The sequence below is a fragment of the Streptomyces sp. BRA346 genome (assembly GCF_052851135.1).
This window is the reverse complement of record NZ_JAIWIH010000012.1, coordinates 360598-378618: the sequence shown is the minus strand read 5'-3', so window position 1 is coordinate 378618 and position 18021 is coordinate 360598. Positions and strand designations below refer to the sequence as shown.

Sequence of the window (18021 nt, the reverse complement as noted above, 5' to 3'; positions counted from 1 at the left end):
CAACTCCGACGCGCCCTCCGCGTCCGGGCCACGACGGCTCACCAGCAGCAAGTCCCGCACACCGTGCTCCACCACCAGATGCCGCGCCACCAGACCACCCAGCGCCCCGGTGGCCCCGGTGACCAGCACGGTTCCGTCGCCATCGGCACCGCCCCACGACGGAGCCGCCTCCCGCCCGGACGGCACGACCGACGCCACCCGCGGTACGCGCACCTCGCCGCCGCGCACCGCGAGCTGCGACTCGTCCGCAGCGCCGAGCACCCACGCCAGGACGGCCGGGGGCACGTCCTCGCCATCGGTGTCCACCAGCACGAACCGGCCCGGGTTCTCCGTCTGCGCCGACCGCAACAGCCCCCACACCGCGGCCGCCGCCAGATCCCCGACCGTCTCGTCGGCCCCGATCGCCATCGCGCCCGACGTCACCACCGCCAGCCGCGAACCGGCGAACCGCTCATCCGCCAGCCACTGCTGCGCCAGGGCCGCGGCGTCCTGGACGGCCCTACGCGCCGCGTGGGCCGTCCCGCCGCCCGATACGGCTTCCGTAGTCGAGAGGCGGCACACCACGAGGTCCGGCACCGTCGCGCCCGCCTCGACCTCTTCGGTCAGGGCGCCCAGGTCGTCGTATGCCCCGACCGTCCCCGTAACCCCGGCCCCGTGGGCCTCGTCCAGGGCCTCCCGCCGCACCGCGGTCCACTCGACGCGGAACAGCGCATCGCGGTGGGCGCTCTGTGCGGCGGCAGCGGCGAGCTGGAGCTGTTCGGGGTCGACCACCCGCGTCACCAGCGCGTCGACCGTCGCGACGGGCTGTCCCGCGCCGTCCGCGACCGTCACCGACACCGCGTCCCCACCGGCCGGGGCCAGCCGCACCCGGAGCAGCGAGGCACCCACCGCGTGCAGCGTCACCCCGCGCCACGCGAACGGCAGCCGCGCCCGGTCGTCGGAGAAGAATCCGCCCAGCCGCAGCCCGTGCAGCGCCGCGTCCAGCAGCGCCGGATGCACGCCGAAACGCGCCGCCTCCTCCTGCTGTTCCTCGTCCAACGCGACCTCGGCGAACAGCTCGTCGCCGCGCCGCCAGGCCGCCCGTACGCCCTGGAACACCGGCCCGTAGCCCTGCCCGGCGTCGGCCAGCGCGTCGTACAGCCCGGCCGTCTCCACCGCGGCGGCTCCGGCCGGGGGCCACACCGCGAGGTCGGCCGCGGGCTGCGCGCCTCCCGCTGCGAGCACGCCCGTGGCGTGGCACGTCCACGTCTCCTCGGGTGCGGCCGACTCCCGGCGCGCGTACACATTCACCGTCCGTCGGCCCGCCTCGTCGGGCTCCCCGACGGTCAGCCGCAGCCGTACGCCACCCTGCTCGGCGACCACCAGCGGCGCCTGGAGCGTCAGCTCCTCCACCCCATCGCAACCGACCTGGTCACCGGCGCGGGCCGCCAGCTCCACGAACGCCGTCCCGGGCAGCAGCACCGCACCGGCCACCACGTGGTCGGCCAGCCACGGCTGCGTACGCAGCGACAGCCGCCCGGTGAAGACCACACCGTCGGAGTCGGGGAGGTCCATGGCCGCGCCCAGCAGGGGATGTTCGGTCGGCAGCAGGCCGACCGAGCCCAGGTCCCCCTTCGCGCCGGGGGTGACCTCTATCCAGTACCGCTGGCGCTGGAAGGCGTACGTGGGCAGGTCGACGCGGGACGCACCCGTCCCCTCGAACGCCTGCCGCCAGTCGACCGCCACGCCAAGGGTCCACGCCCGGGCCACGCCCTCGAGGAACGCCTGCTCCTCGGCGCGGTCCGCCCGCAGCACCGGCACGAACGCGGCGTCGTCGCCGGTCACGCACTCCTGCGCCATGGCGGTGAGCACACCGTCGGGGCCCAGCTCGACGTACGTGGTGACGCCCTGCGCCTCCAGGGTGCGGACACCGTCGAGGAAGCGCACCGCCTCGCGGACGTGGCGCACCCAGAAGTCCGGGGTGGCGATCTCCTCGGCGGAGACCAGCTCACCCGTCAGGTTGGACACGATCGGGATGCGCGGAGCCTCGTACGACAGCCCCTGCGCCACCTCACGGAACGCCTCCAGCATCCCGTCCATACGCGGCGAGTGAAAAGCGTGGCTGACCGTGAGCCGCTTGGTCTTACGCCCCTGCGCCTCGAACGACGCCGCGATCTCCAGCGCCACGTCCTCGTCACCCGCGATGACCACCGACGCGGGACCGTTCACCGCGGCGATGCTCACCCGCTCGGTCAGCAGTGGCGCCACCTCGTCCTCCGACGCCTGGACGGCGATCATCGCGCCACCGGCCGGAAGCTCCTGCATCAGGCGGCCACGCGCCGCCATGAGCGCGCACGCGTCCGCGAGCGACAGCACACCCGCCACATGCGCGGCGGCCAGCTCGCCGATCGAATGCCCCGAGAGGAAGTCGGGCCGCACACCCCACGCCTGCACCAGCCGGAACAGCGCCACCTCCACCGCGAACAGCGCGGGCTGAGTGAAACCGGTCCGGTCCAGCGCCTCGCCGTCCTCCCCGAACAGCACGTCCTTCAACGGCCGCTCAAGGTGACGGTCCAGCTCCGCGCACACCTCGTCCAGCGCATCGGCGAACACCGGATGGGCGTCATACAGCGCACGCCCCATCCCGAGCCGCTGACTGCCCTGGCCCGTGAACAGGAACGCGACCCGGCCCTCGGCGACCGACCCCTCCACCAGGCCCGGGACGGACTCGCCCCGGGCCAGACCGCCCAGACCGGCGATCAGACCTTCGCGGTCGGGAGCGACGACCACCGCACGGTCCTCCAGCGCGGCACGCCCCGACGCCAGCGACCAGCCCACATCCACCGGCGACAGCCCGCCATCGCCCTCCACCCGGGCCAGCAGCCGCGCCGCCTGCCCCCGCAACGCCTCGGCACCACGCCCCGAGACCACCCACGGCACAACACCGGCCGCCACCGCGCCCGCATCCGCATCCGCATCCGCGCCCGCATCCGAAGCGGGCTCCGGCTCGGGCGCCTGCTCCAGGATGACGTGCGCGTTGGTCCCGCTCGCGCCGAAGGCGGACACGCCCGCACGCCGCGGCCGGTCGTCGGCCTCCGGCCACGCCCGCGCCTCGCTCAGCAGCTCCACCGCGCCCGCGTCCCAGTCCACCTTGGACGACTTGGACGACGGCTCACCCACATGCAGCGTCTGCGGCAACACCCCGTGCCGCATGGCTTCCACCATCTTGATGACACCGGCCACCCCCGCCGCGGCCTGCGCATGCCCGATGTTGGACTTGAGCGAACCCAGCCACAGCGGCTCGCCCTCGGCACGCCCCTGCCCATACGTGGCCAGCAGCGCCTGCGCCTCGATGGGGTCGCCCAGCGTGGTCCCCGTGCCATGCGCCTCGACCGCGTCCACATCCGCAGCCGCCACACCCGCATTCGCCAGCGCCGCCCGGATCACCCGCTGCTGCGACGGTCCGTTCGGCGCCGTCAGGCCATTGGACGCACCGTCCTGGTTCACCGCGGAACCCCGCACCACCGCCAGCACCGGGTGGCCGTTCGCCCGGGCGTCCGACAGCCGCTCCAGCAGCAGCATGCCCGCGCCCTCGGCCCACCCCGTACCGTCCGCGTCGTCCGAGAACGACCGGCACCGGCCGTCGGGCGACAGCCCGCGCTGACGGCTGAACTCCACGAACAGGCTCGGCGTGGCGAGGACGGTGACACCACCGGCCAGCGCCATCGAGCACTCGCCCGCGCGCAGCGCCTGCACCGCCAGGTGCAGCGCCACCAGCGACGACGAGCACGCGGTGTCCACCGTCACCGCGGGGCCCTCAAGACCCAGGGTGTACGCCACCCGGCCCGAGGCGATGCTGCCCGCGCTGCCGTTGACGAGATAGCCCTCGAACTCGTCCGCGCTACCGCCGTAAATGCGGGCCGCGCCATAGTCGTCGTACATCACGCCCGCGAAAACGCCGGTCCGGCTGCCGCGCAGCGAATCCGGTTCTATTCCGGCTCGTTCGAGGGCTTCCCAGGAGGTCTCCAGCAGAAGCCGCTGCTGGGGGTCCATGGTCATGGCTTCGCGCGGGGAGATACCGAAGAACGCCGGGTCGAATTGATCGGCGTCGTGCAGGAAACCGCCCTCGCGGGCATAGCTCTTGCCCTTGGCATCGGGGTCGGAGTCGAACAGGTCGTCCAGGTCCCAGCCACGGTTGGTGGGAAATCCGGAGACCGCGTCGGCACCGGAGGCCACGAGGTTCCACAGCTCCGCAGGCGACTCCACGCCACCCGGGTAACGACAGCTCATCGCGGTGATCGCGATCGGCTCCGCGCTGCCGTCCTCCAGCTGCTGCAAGCGCTGCCGGGCCTGGTGCAGATCCCCGGTGACGCGCTTCAGATAGGCACGAAGCTTGTCTTCGTTTGCCATCCCCGTGGTTTTCCTCTCCCCGTTCAAAGAAATTCACGCCGAGCAGCGTCCAGCCATAGCGGGTACGGCGATGCTGTCATCGGTTGCGGTAGATCAGCGTTGGGATATCAGAGCTGTTCGTCGATGAAACTGAAAAGATCGTCGTCGCTTACCGAATCCAGTTGGTCCACTACAGAGGTCGCGCGTTGTCCCTCGCCCGGCCCGTCGCCGTCGCATTGCGCGAGCAGATCCCGCAATCGGGACCGGATGATTCCGCGGTGTGCGTCGTCGTTGGGCAGCCTGGTCAGGACTGTTTCCAGCGCATCGAGTTCGCTGAGCCCGGGACGGAGCCCGGGTGCGTCCGCCGTCGTGGCGTCCGCCGGGCCGAACTCCGCCATCAGGTGCACCGTCAGGGCGTTGGGTGTCGGGTAGTCGAAGATCAGGGTGGCCGGAAGCCGCAGCCCCGTGGCGCCGTTCAGCCGGTTGCGCAGCTCCACGGCGGTCAGCGAGTCGAAGCCGAGATCCTTGAACGGCTGCCCCGGCTGGACCTCCGCCGCCGTGGCGTGGCCCAGCACCGCGGCCGCATGGGTCCGTACGACGTCGAGGAGCGCGCGTCGCCGCTCGTCCTCGTCGAGCCCCACGAGGCGTTGCCGCAGCTCCGCCGCGTTCCCGGCCGCCGTCTCGGCGCCCTCCCCGACCCCGGCCCCGCTCGCGGTGGCCCTGCGCACGGAGGGAGTGCGCACCAGGCCGCGGAGCAGCGCCGGTACGTCGGCTTCGGTGGCGCGGTGGCGCAGCGCGGCCGTGTCCAGCCGCATCGGCAGCAGCACCGGGTCGCTCAGGCTCCCGGCCGCGTCGAAGAGCGCCAGGCCACGGTCGGATTCCATCGGGGCGATGCCGGTGCGGGCCAGCCGCTGCACGGCGCCGGCGCCCAGCTGTTCCGTCATGCCGCTGCGCTCGGCCCACAGCCCCCAGGCGAGCGACTGGGCGGGCAGGCCGAGGGCCCGGCGGTGGTGGGCCAGGGCGTCGAGGAAGACGTTGGCCGCCGCGTAGACGCTCTGCCCGGCCGTGCCGAACGTGCCCGCCGCGCCGGAGAAGAGGATGAACGCGGACAGGTCCAGGTCCCGCGTCAGCTCGTGGAGGTGGAGCGCGGCGTCCACCTTGGGCCGCAGCACCCTCTCGGCCTGCTCCGGGGTGATGGACGTGACGACGCCGTCGTCCAGCACTCCGGCCGCGTGCACGACGGCCGTCAGGGGGTGTTCGGCGGGCACCTCGGCGAGGACGCACGCCAGCGCTTCCCGGTCGGCGGCGTCGCACGCGGCGACCGTCACGTCGGCGCCCAACGCGCCCAGCTCCGCCTGGAGTTCGGCGGCGCCACGGGCCGTGGTGCCGCTGCGGCTGGTCAGCAGGAGCCGCCGTACGCCGTGCTCGGTGACGAGGTGGCGGGCCAGCAGCGCGCCGAGCGTTCCGGTGGCGCCGGTGACCAGGACCGTACCCGAGGGGGCGAAGCGCTCGTCGGTTCCCGGGCCCGCCGGTGGTGGGGACGTCTTCGACAGGCGCGGGAGCAGCAGTTCGCCGTTGCGCACGGCGACCTGGGGCTCGTCCGTGGCCAGGGCGTACGGCAGCGCCGGGCCGGAGACCTCGATGTCGTCGACGTCGACCAGGACGAACCGGCCGGGGTTCTCCGCCTGGGCCGACCGGACCAGGCCCCACAGCGGCGCGTTCAGCAGATCCGGCCGCTCACCGGGACGGGCCGCCACGGCGCGCCGGGTGAGGAACACCAGCCGGGCCGCGGCGAAGCGGTCGTCGGCGAGCCACGTCCGTATCGTCGCGAGCGCGCCATCGACGGCCGTACGCACGCCCTCGGCGGCCCTCTCCGCGCCGTCGCCATCTCCGTCGTCCGGGAAGCAGGCGACGAACACCGCATCCGGCGCCGCCGCCGCGCCCGCCTCGACCGCCGCGCCCAGCGCCCCCAGATCGGGGTACGCCACCACATCGGCGTGCGGGCCGACGGCATCGCCCAGCTTGAATTCGCCCGGGCCGACCACGGCCCACGCCCCGCGCCCTTCGGGACGGGCCGACGTCTGCCGCGACGGCTCCCACGCCACCCGGTACAGCGCACCGCCCTGCCCGGTCCGGCCGGCGACATCGAGCTGCGCCGGGTCGACCGGCCGGAGCACGAGCGCGTCGATGCCCGCCACGGGCTGGCCCGTGCCATCGGCGATGGTCACCGACACGGCGTCACCGCCCGCCGGGGCCAGCGCCACCCGCACCCGCGACGCGCCCGCCGCCCGCACCGTGACGCCACGGCACGCGAACGGCAGCCGTACGACGGACCGGTCCCCGAACGCGTCGCCCAGCCGCAGCCCGTGCAGCGCCGCGTCCAGCAGGGCCGGGTGCAGCGCCGTCCCGGCGGCCTCGGCGTGCTGCTCCTCGGGCAGCACGGCCTCGACGAACACCTCGTCCCCACGCCGCCACGCGGCCCGCAGTCCCTGGAACACCGGGCCGTACTCATAGCCCGCGGCAGCGAAGTCCTCGTACAGATCGGCCGTGTCCACGGCCACCGCGCCCTCCGGCGGCCACACGCTCAGGGCACGTACGGCGGGCGACGCGGCTCCGGCCACGGCCAGGACGCCCGTGGCGTGCAGAACCCACCCGCCATCGGTGTACGCGGGGTCCTCCGGCTGGGAGTGGACGGTCATCTCGCGCCGACCCGTATCGTCCGGCCCGCGTACCGTCACCCGCAGCCGCACGCCCTCCGCTTCCGGGATGATCAGCGGGGTCTGGAGCGTCAGCTCCTCGACCACATCGCAGCCGACCTGGTCACCGGCCCGGACCGCCAGCTCCACGAACCCGGTACCGGGCAGCAGCACCACACCGCGCACCTGGTGGTCCAGAAGCCACGGATGCGTACGCGGCGACAGCCGCCCCGTGAAGACCACGCCCGCCGAGTCCGGAAGCTCCACGGCCGCCCCCAGCAGCGGGTGCTCGGCCGACTCAAGACCGAGGCCCGATACGACGGCCTTGCCGCCCACGCTCGTGTCCAGCCAGTAGCGGCGGCGCTGGAAGGCGTACGTGGGCAAGTCCACGCGCGAGGCGCCCGTGTCCGAGGTCAGGAACCGGTCCAGGCCGCCGTCGTCCCGCCGCAGCGTGCCGGTGACCACTGCCGCATCGGCGATGTCCTGCACGCTCATGGTCAGGACGGGATGCGAACTGACCTCGATGAACGTGTCGTGCCCTTGCTCGGTCAGCGTCTCGATTGCGGACTGGAAACGGACCGTCTGCCGCAGGTTCCGGTACCAGTACGAGGCATCCAGCCCGGCCGTGTCCAGCCATTCACGCGTCACGGTGGAGAAGAACGGCACCTGGCTGGTCTGCGGCCGTACGGACGCCAGCACCCGGGCCAACTCGTCCTCGATCAGCTCCACATGCGAGGTGTGCGAGGCGTAATCCACCGCGACACGGCGGTAACGAACCTCCGCGGCCTCACACTCCGCCGCCAGCTCATCCAGCGCCCCTGGCTCACCGGCCACCACGACCGACGTCGGGCCATTGAGCGCGGCCACCTCCAGCCGCCCCGCCCACCGCTCCAACCGGGCCTCGACTTCGGCCAACGGCAACGCAACGGAAGCCATCCCGCCACGACCCGCCAGACCACCCGCGATGGCCTGCGACCGCAACGCCACCACCCGCGCACCGTCCTCCAACGACAACGCACCGGACACACAGGCCGCAGCGATCTCGCCCTGCGAATGCCCCACGACGGCCGCGGGCTCGATGCCGTACGAACGCCACAGCGCCGCCAACGACACCATCACCGCCCACGACACCGGCTGCACCACATCAACCCGCTCCAACGACGGAGCGCCCGACACCCGCCGCACCACATCCAGCAGATCCCAGTCCACAAACCGGGCCAGCTCAGCCGCGCACTCCGCCATCCGGTCGGCGAACACCGGCGAGGCATCCAGCAACTCCACCGCCATCCCCGCCCACTGCGAACCCTGGCCCGGGAACACGAACACCACCCGGCCACCAGCCCCCGCAGCCGCGCCCGTCACCAGCCCGGGAGCCTCCTCGCCCCGCGCCAGCGCGCCCAGCCCGGCCACCAGCTCATCCCGCGACCCCGCGCTCACCACCGCACGGTTCTCGAACACCGCCCGCCCGGACGCCAGCGACCAGCCCACATCCACCGGCGACAGCTCGCCATCGCGCTCCACCCGGGCCAGCAACCGCGCCGCCTGCCCCCGCAACGCCTCGACGCCACGGCCCGACACCACCCACGGCACCGCCACCGGCACCACACCGGCCGCCTCACCCGGCTCCACCTCGGGCGCCTGCTCCAGGATCACGTGGGCGTTCGTCCCGCTCACCCCGAACGCGGACACACCCGCACGCCGCGGACGGCCCTCCGCCTCCGGCCACTCCCGCGCCTCCGTCAGCAGCTCCACCGCACCCGACGACCAGTCCACCTTCGAGGACGGCTCGTCCACGTGCAGGGTCCGCGGCAACACCCCGTGCCGGAGTGCCAGCACCATCTTGATGACACCGGCCACACCCGCAGCGGCCTGCGTGTGCCCCACGTTGGACTTCAGCGAGCCCAGCCACAGCGGCTGGCCCTCGGCGCGCTCCTGCCCGTACGTGGCCAGCAGCGCTTCCGCCTCGATCGGGTCGCCGAGCGTCGTCCCGGTGCCGTGTGCCTCGACCACGTCCACATCCGCGGCCGACACGCCCGCGTTGGCGAGCGCCGCGCGGATCACCTTCTGCTGTGAGAGGCCGTTCGGCGCCGTCAGACCGTTCGACGCACCGTCCTGGTTGAGGGCGGAGCCGCGTACCACCGCGAGCACCGGATGGCCGTTCGCCCGCGCGTCGGACAGCCGCTCCAGCAGGAGCATGCCCGCGCCCTCGGACCAGGAGGTGCCGTCGGCCGCGTCCGAGAACGCCTTGGAGCGCCCGTCCGCCGCGAGCCCGCGCTGCCTGCTGAACTCGATGAACATGCCGGGCGCGGCCATCACCGCCACGCCACCGGCCAGGGCGAGCGAGCATTCGCCCGCCCGCAGCGACTGCACCGCCAGGTGCAGCGACACCAGGGACGACGAGCACGCCGTGTCCACGGTGATGGCGGGCCCCTGAAGGCCCAGCGCGTAAGCGATGCGGCCCGAGATGACACTGGACGACTTGCCGGTGAGCAGGAAGCCCTCGAACTCTTCGGGGGCCTCGTGCAGCCGGGCGGCGTAGTCCTGGTAGGTCATACCGGCGAAGACACCGGTCATGCTGCCCTTGAGCTGGACGGGGTCGATCCCGGCCCGCTCGAACGCCTCCCACGACGTCTCCAGCAGCAGCCGCTGCTGCGGGTCCATCGCCAGCGCCTCGCGCGGCGAGATCCCGAAGAAGGCCGGGTCGAACTCGGCGGCGTCGTAGAGGAAGCCGCCCTCCTGGACGTAACTCCGGCCCGGTCGGCCCGGGTTCGGGTCGTACAGGGTGTCCAGGTCCCAGCCGCGGTTCGTCGGCAGCCCCGCGATGACGTCGCGTTCCTGGTCGAGGAGGCGCCACAGCTCTTCGGGGGTGTGGACGTCGCCGGGGAGTCGGCAGCCCATCGCGACGATGGCGATCGGCTCGTCGTCCGCCGGGGCAGGGCCGGATACCGGAGTGGTCGAGGGTGCCGGGTCCGTGTCGCCCACGAGTTCCGCGCGCAGGTGGCGGGCCATGAGGGTGACCGTGGGGTGGTCGAAGACCGCGCCCGTGGCGAGCCGCAGACCGGTGGCCGTGTTCAGCCGGTTGCGCAGCTCCATGACCCGCATCGAGTCGAAGCCGAGTTCCTTGAAGGCGCGCCCCACGGCGACGGCGTCGCTTCCGGCGTGTCCCAGCACCGCGGCGGCGTGGGTGCGTACCAGGTCGACCAGCAGGCGTTCCTGCTCGGCCGGGGCGAGCCCGGCCAGCCGTCGGCCGAGTTCCGGCCCGGCCGCCGCTTCGGCGGGCTCCGTGCCACCGGAGGCGCCACCTGCCCGTGCGGCGCTCGCGGCCTCGGGCAGCTCGTCGAACAACCGGCTCGCCCGGGTCGAGGTGAACTCCGGTACGAAGCGGGCCCACTCCACGTCGGCGACGGCGACGAACGGCTCGTCCGCCCGCACCGCGCGGCCCAGTGCCTCGACGGCCGACTCGGGCGCCATGGCGGTCAGGCCGCGGCGGCGCATCCGTGCGTCGGTGTCGTCGCCGACCATGCCGCCCCCCGCCCAGGTGCCCCAGGCTACGGACAGCGCGGGCAGGCCGCGGTCATGGCGGTCGCGGGCGAGGGCGTCGAGACAGGCGTTGGCGGCGGCGTAGGCGGCCTGGCCGCCGTTGCCCCACAGGCCGCCCATCACGGAGGAGAAGAGCACGAACGCGTCGAGGTCGAGACCGGCGGTCAGCTCGTCCAGGTGGCGCGCCGCGGTCACCTTGGCCCGTAGCACCCGCGCGATCTGGTCCGGTTCGAGGGTCGCGATGACGCCGTCGGCCAGCACTCCGGCCGTGTGCACGACGGCGGTCAGCGGCGGCACGTCGTCGGTACGGGCCGCCAGCGCGTCCAGCAGCCCGGCCAGCTCGTCCCGTTCGGCCACGTCGCACGCGGCCACCGTCACCCGGGCGCCCAGCCGGGTCAGTTCCGCCTCCAGCGCGGTGGCGCCCGGGGCGTCAGGGCCCCGGCGTCCGGCCAGCACCAGGTGTTCGGCGCCGTGCCGGGCCAGCCACCGGGCCACATGCCCGCCGAGCGCACCCGTACCGCCGGTGATCAGCACGGTGCCGCGCGGCCGCCACCCGTCGCCGGTGCGGGCCGTACGCGCGCGCACCAGGCGGCGTACGAAGACTCCGACGGCCCGGATCGCGACCTGGTCCTCGCCGCTCTCCCCGGTCAGCACGGCGCACATCCGCTCCCGCGCCCGGCGTTCCAGAGTGTCCGGGAGGTCGATCAGGCCGCCCCAGCGCTCGGGGTGTTCCAGGGCCGCGACCCGGCCGAAGCCCCACACCTGCGCCTGGTCGACGCCGCCCAGCCGCTCGGCGGGGCCGGTGGCGACGGCGCCGCGCGTGGCGCACCACAGCGGTGCCGCGACACCGGCGTCGTCCAGTGCCCGGAACAGCGCGACGGTCCCGGCCAGTCCGGCGGGCACGTCGTCGTGCCGTGCGTCGGGGTCCAGCGCGAGCAGGGACAACACCCCCGCCACCGGCGCGGCGTCCCCGATCACCTGGGCCACGGACCGTGCGAGGGCGGTCCGGTCGCTCGCGCCGGTCTCCACCGGCAGGATCACCGTACGGGCCCCCGAGGCGTCCAGCCCGCGGACCAGGGACACCGTCCACGGGTCGGTCGCCAGGGCGTAGGGCACGGCGACGAGCCAGGTGCCCGAGAGCATCGGGCGCGGCGTCTTGGCGAGCGGCTGCCACGTGATGTCGTACCGCAGGCCGTCGAGGAGCGACTGTTCCCGCTGCCGCGCCCGCCACATCGACAGGGCGGGGAGGATCTCGCTGAACGGCCGCTCGGGCGAGACGTCGAGGGTGCTGCGGAGGGACGCCAGGTCCTGGCTCTCGACCGCTTCCCAGAAGCGGGCGTCGACAGCGTCTTCCGTGGTCGCGGCCGCGGTGGCGGCCGGGGCCTCCAGCCAGTAGCGCTGCCGCTGGAAGGCGTACGTCGGCAGGTCCACGCGTCGCGCGCCCGCACCCTCGAACGCGCGCGTCCAGTCCACCCGGACACCGCGCACCCAGGCGTCGGCGAGCGAGGCGGCGAAGCGCTCCGGACCGCCCTCGTCCCGGCGCAGCGAGCCCACGACCGCCGACTGCTCGGCGCCCCGCGCCTCGGCGGTCTCCTGAACGGCCGCCGCCAGTACGGGATGCGCGGACACCTCGACGAAGACCGCGTCCCCGGCCTCCAGCACGGCCCCGACGGTCTCCTCGAAGCGCACCGTCTGCCGCAGGTTGCGGTACCAGTAGCCGCTGTCCAGCGCGGTGGTGTCCAGGACACCGCCGGTCACGGTCGAGTAGAACGGCACCGGCGACGGCGCGGGCGCGATCCCGGCCAGGACGCGGGCCAGCTTCTCCTCGATGGCCTCGACGTGGGTCGAGTGCGAGGCGTAGTCCACGGCGATGCGGCGCGCCCGCACCCCGTCGGCCTCGCAGGCGGCCAGCAGCTCGTCCAGGGCGTCGACGTCACCGGCCACCACGACCGAGGTGGGGCCGTTGACCGTGGCCAGGGAGAGCCTGCCGGACCAGTCGGCGATGCGCTGCGTGGCCTGCTCGGCGGTCAGGGCCAGCGACACCATGCCGCCGAGCCCGGCCAGTTCGTCGGCGATCGCCTGGGACCGCAGGGCCGCCACGCGTGCCGCGTCGCGCAGGCTGAGGGCGCCCACCGCGCACGCCGCCGCGATCTCGCCCTGGGAGTGTCCGACGACGGCGGACGGCTCGACCCCGTACGAACGCCACAGCGCCGCCAGCGACACCATCACCGCGAACAGCGCGGGCTGGACGACGTCGACGCGCTCCAGCGTCGGCGCCCCCGGGGCCTGCCGCAGCACGCCCTCCAGGTCCCAGTCCACGAACTCGGCCAGCGCCCGGCCGCATTCGGCCATCCGCGCCGCGAACACCGGGGAGGTGTCGAGCAGTTCCACGGCCATGCCGGTCCACTGCGACCCCTGCCCGGGGAAGACGAACACCACCCGGTCACCAGCGCGGGTCACACCCTCGGTGGGCCCGGTCACCAGGCCCGGCGCGTCCTCACCGCGCGCCAGGGCGGCCAGCCCGGTGAGCAGCGTGCCGCGGTCGCCGACGGCCACCGCGCGGTTCTCGAACGCCGCCCGGCCGGAGGCCAGCGACCAGCCCACGTCCAGCGGTGACAGCCGCCCGTCACCCTCCACTCGGGAGAGCAACCGCGCCGCCTGGTCCCGCAGTGCCTCCGGGCCGCGCCCGGACAGCGCCCACGGCACCACCACCGGCGTGGCCGGGGCCGGGGCAGGCGCGGGGCGGGCCTCCGGGGCCTGCTCCAGGATGAGATGGGCGTTGGTGCCGCTGATGCCGAACGAGGACACCCCCGCGCGACGCGGACGACCGACCTCCGGCCACTCCCGCGTCTCCGTCAGCAGCTCCACCGCACCCGCCGACCAGTCCACCTGCGGCGTCGGCTCGTCCACGTGCAGCGACTCCGGCAGCACCCCGTGCCGCATCGCCAGCACCATCTTGATGACACCGGCCACACCGGCGGCGGCCTGGGTGTGCCCGATGTTCGACTTCAGCGAGCCCAGCCACAGCGGCCGGTCCTCGGCCCGGCCCTGTCCGTACGTGGCGAGGAGGGCCTGTGCCTCGATCGGGTCGCCCAGCGTCGTCCCGGTGCCGTGCGCCTCCACCACGTCGACGTCGGCCGCGGTCAGCCGCGCGTTCGCCAGCGCCTGGCGGATCACCCGCTGCTGGGAGGGGCCGTTGGGCGCCGTCAGACCGTTGGACGCACCGTCCTGGTTCACCGCCGAGCCGCGGATCACGGCGAGCACGGTGTGTCCGTTGCGGCGGGCGTCGGAAAGGCGCTCCAGCAGCAGCATGCCCGCGCCCTCGGACCAGGAGGTCCCGTCCGCGGCCGCCGCGAACGCCTTGGAGCGCCCGTCCGCCGCGAGCCCTCGCTGCCTGCTGAACTCGGTGAACATCCCCGGTGTGGCCATCACGGTCACACCACCGGCCAGGGCGAGCGAGCACTCGCCCGCCCGCAGCGCCTGCGCCGCCTGGTGCAGGGCCACCAGCGACGACGAGCACGCCGTGTCCACGGTGACCGCGGGCCCCTCCAGGCCGAGGAAGTAGGCCAGCCGGCCGGAGATCACGCTGGCCGCCTTGCCGGTGATCAGGTAGCCGTCCAGCCCCTCGGAGGCCTGGTGCAGCGGGGCGCCGTAGTCCTGGGACATGGCCCCCGTGAAGACCCCGGCCCGGCTGCCCCGCACCGAGGCCGGGTCGATCCCGGCCCGCTCGAACGCCTCCCACGCCGTCTCCAGCAGCAGCCGCTGCTGCGGGTCCATGGCCAGCGCCTCGCGTGGCGAGATCCCGAAGAACGCCGGGTCGAACTCGGCCGCGTCGTGGAGGAAGCCGCCCTGGCGTACGTACGACGTTCCGGACCGCTCCGGGTCCTCGTCGTACAGCGCCGCCAGGTCCCAGCCGCGGTCGGACGGGAAGTCGGAGATCGCGTCGCCGCCCGAGGTGACCAGGCGCCACAGCTCCTCCGGCGACCCGGCGCCGCCGGGCAGGCGGCAGCCCATGCCCACGATGGCGATGGGATCGTCATCGGCCACGGCGAACGGCTCCGGCGCCACGGCGTCGGCGTCCTGCGGCGCTCCGGTCAGCAGGCTCACCAGGTGCCGCACGAGGGCTGTGGGGGTGGGGTGGTCGAAGAGCAGCGAGGACGGCAGTGTGAGGCCGGTCGCGGTGTTGAGCAGGTTGCGCAGCTCGACCGCGGTCAGCGAGTCGAAGCCCAGATCCTTGAACGTGCGGTCCGCGTCCACCGCCTCCGCCGACGTGTACTCCAGGACCACCGCGGTCTGTGCGAGCACCAGCGCCCGCACCTCCCGGCGCCGTTCCTCCTCGCCCGCGGCGGCGATGCGCTCGGCCAGGGCGCTGCCGTGCTCCGGCGCCGTGTCCTCGGCGGGCCCGGCGGTCTCGCCGATCCAGTACCGCCGGCGCTGGAAGGCGTACGTGGGCAGGTCGACGCGGGACGCACCCGTCCCCTCGAACGCCTGCCGCCAGTCCACCGGCGCGCCGTGAACCCACGCCCGGGCCACTCCCCCGACGAAGGCCCGCGCCTCGGGGCGTCCGGCCCGCAGCAGCGGTACGAACGCCGCCTCGGACACGGTCTCGGCGCCCATCGAGCTGAGCGCACCACCCGGTCCGACCTCGACGAAGACGCCGACACCCGCGGCGTGGAGGGCGCTGATGCCGTCGGAGAAGCGCACGGCCTCCCGCACGTGGCGCACCCAGAAGTCGGCGGTCGTGATCTCCTCGGCGGAGACGATATTTCCGGTGAGGTTGGAGACGATCGGGATGCGCGGGGCCTCGTACGTCAGCCCCTGCGCCACCTCGCGGAACGCCTCCAGCATCCCGTTCATGCGCGGCGAGTGGAACGCGTGGCTCACCGCGAGCCGCTTGGTCTTACGGCCCTGCGCCTCGAACGACGCGGCGATGGCGACGACCGCGTCCTCGTCGCCCGCGATGACCACCGAGGCCGGGCCGTTGAGCGCTGCGATACTCACCCGGTCGGTGAGCAACGGCGCCACCTCGGCCTCCGTGGCCCGCAACGCCACCATCGCGCCGCCCACCGGCAGGGCCTGCATCAACCGGCCCCGCGCGGCCACCAACGTCGCCGCGTCCGCGAGCGACAGCACACCCGCCACATGGGCGGCGGTCAGCTCGCCGATGGAGTGGCCGGAGAGGACGTCGGGCCGCAGCCCCCACGCCTCGACCAGCCGGAACAGCGCCACCTCGACCGCGAACAGCGCGGGCTGGGTGAAGCCGGTCTGGTCCAGAACCTCGGTGTCCTCGCCGAACAGCACCCCCTTCAGGGGCCGTTCCAGGTGCGGATCCAGGTGTGCACACACCTCGTCCAGGGCGTCGGCGAACACCGGATAGGTGTCGTACAGCTCACGCCCCATCCCCAGCCGCTGGCTGCCCTGCCCCGTGAACAGGAACGCCACCTTGCCCTCGCCCGCCGCACCCTCGACCAGGCCCGGGGCGGTCTCGCCCCGCGCCAGGGCGCCGAGCGCCCGCAGCAGCTCATCGCGGCTGGTGGCGGTCAGCACCGCCCGCCGGTCCAGCTCCGCCCGTCCCGAGGCCAGCGACCACCCCACGTCCAGCGGCGACAGCCCCGCGTCGCCCTCCACCCGCTCCAGCAGCCGCGCCGCCTGCCCCCGCAACGCGGCCTCGCCACGGCCCGACACCACCCACGGCACCACGGCGGGCGGGGCCGACGCGACGCCGGGCTCGGCGGCCGGGGCTTCCTCCAGCACCACATGCGCGTTCGTCCCGCCCATCCCGAACGCGGAGACTCCCGCCAGGAGTTGGGCGTCCTCATGCGGCCAGGGTTCCAGGGACGTCTGTACGCGCAGCCGGAGGGCGTCCAGCGGAATGTCGGGACGCGGGGTCCGGAAATTCAGGCTCGCCGGGATGCGCCTGTTCCTGATGGCGAGAATGGTCTTGATTAACCCGGCGATACCGGCGGCGCCCTCAAGATGACCCAGATTGGTTTTCACCGATCCGACCCGCAGCGGATCGTCCGCAGGGCGACCATTCCCCATGACGGCACCGAGCGCGATGGCTTCGACCTGATCGCCGAGTCGCGTTCCGGTTCCGTGAAGTTCAACGTATTGCACCGCGGCCGGATCCACTCCCGCCCGCTGACAGGCGAGCCCCAAAAGCTCTTCCTGCGCGACGCGGTGCGGCGCGACAAGCCCTTCTCCGCCGCCGTCGTTGTTCACCGCACTGCCCCGGATGACGCAGCGGATCCGGTCCCCGTCCGCACGCGCCCGCGACAACTCCTTGAGGACGACGAGCCCGCCGCCCTCACCCCGGACATAACCATTCGCCCGGGCGTCGAAAGTACGGCACTCCCCGTCGGGAGAAAGCCCGCCGAACTTTTCCGAACGGTCCGAACTTTCCGGGGCCAGTACGAGGTTCACCCCACCGGCCAGGGCCATGGAGCACTCGCCCGCCCGCAGCGCCTGAACGGCCTGGTGCACGGCGACCAACGAGGACGACTGCCCCGTGTCCACGGTCATGCTGGGGCCTCGGAGGCCCAGGACGTAGGACACCCGGTTGGCGATGATGCCGCGCGCGAGGCCGGTCATGGCGTGCTGCCCGACGGCCGCCCCGCCCCGGCGGTGCGTGAGCGTCGCGTAGTCGTCCCACATGGCGCCGACGAATACGCCGGTCACGTCGCCCTTCGGCTCGGAAGCCCGCCCCGAAGGCGGAATTCCGGAATCCTCCAGCGCTTCCCAGGCCAGTTCCAGCATGAGTCGCTGCTGCGGGTCCATGGCGGCGGCTTCGCGCGCGGAGATCCCGAAGAGACCGGGGTCGAATTGATCCACCTGTTCCAGGAAGGAGCCCCGGGTGCTCGACTCACTTCCCTGGCGGGAATCAACGTTCATGCGCCGGCCGGGCATGCCGGAAACCGCTCCGGTGCCGTTCCTCAGCAGCTGCCAGAAGTCCTCAGGATTGGCGACGCCGGAAAATCGGCAGGACATTCCAATAACCGCAATGTGGGCATTCGACGGCCCAGGCATGCTTGGCAACACGCAGAATTCCCCCGCTCCGCGCAAAAAGTGGACATTCGCACCCACCGGCCCCCTCTTCAATGAAACTCAATAAAGAGGGGTGGTCCCCGGCGCCCCCGATAAACATCCCGCAAGGCATCGCAACACTACCTCGCTGATCCGTTCCGGCGTCAAGCTCCATCTGATCCGCGGAACTGGTCCCGCTTTGGCGGCGTGGGTCCGGTTTCGCCCGAACTTCACAAACGGTTGGTGCATGGTGAAGACGGCACTTCCAACGCCCCCCGGTGCGTGCTAAGTTGACCAAGCGATCAAGGGTGAGCACACGGGGGTGCGCTAGATCCAGACTCACAACGGGGACGACTACAGAGCCGTTGACCACGGCTTTTCCAGGGGACTTTGT

Annotated in this window: 2 protein-coding genes; both read right to left on the bottom strand. The window is 73.3% G+C overall.

The genetic code is table 11. The features are described 5' to 3' along the window. A partial coding sequence (locus tag LCH29_RS18020; protein WP_446462733.1) for a beta-ketoacyl synthase N-terminal-like domain-containing protein occupies positions 1-4389 on the bottom strand: 4389 nt, incomplete at its 3' end. 107 nt (positions 4390-4496) lie between these two features. Further along, on the bottom strand, positions 4497-17630 hold the full coding sequence (locus LCH29_RS18015; RefSeq protein ID WP_446462732.1) for a type I polyketide synthase: 13134 nt from the start codon (positions 17628-17630) through the stop codon (positions 4497-4499). Positions 17631-18021: the final 391 nt, after the last annotated feature.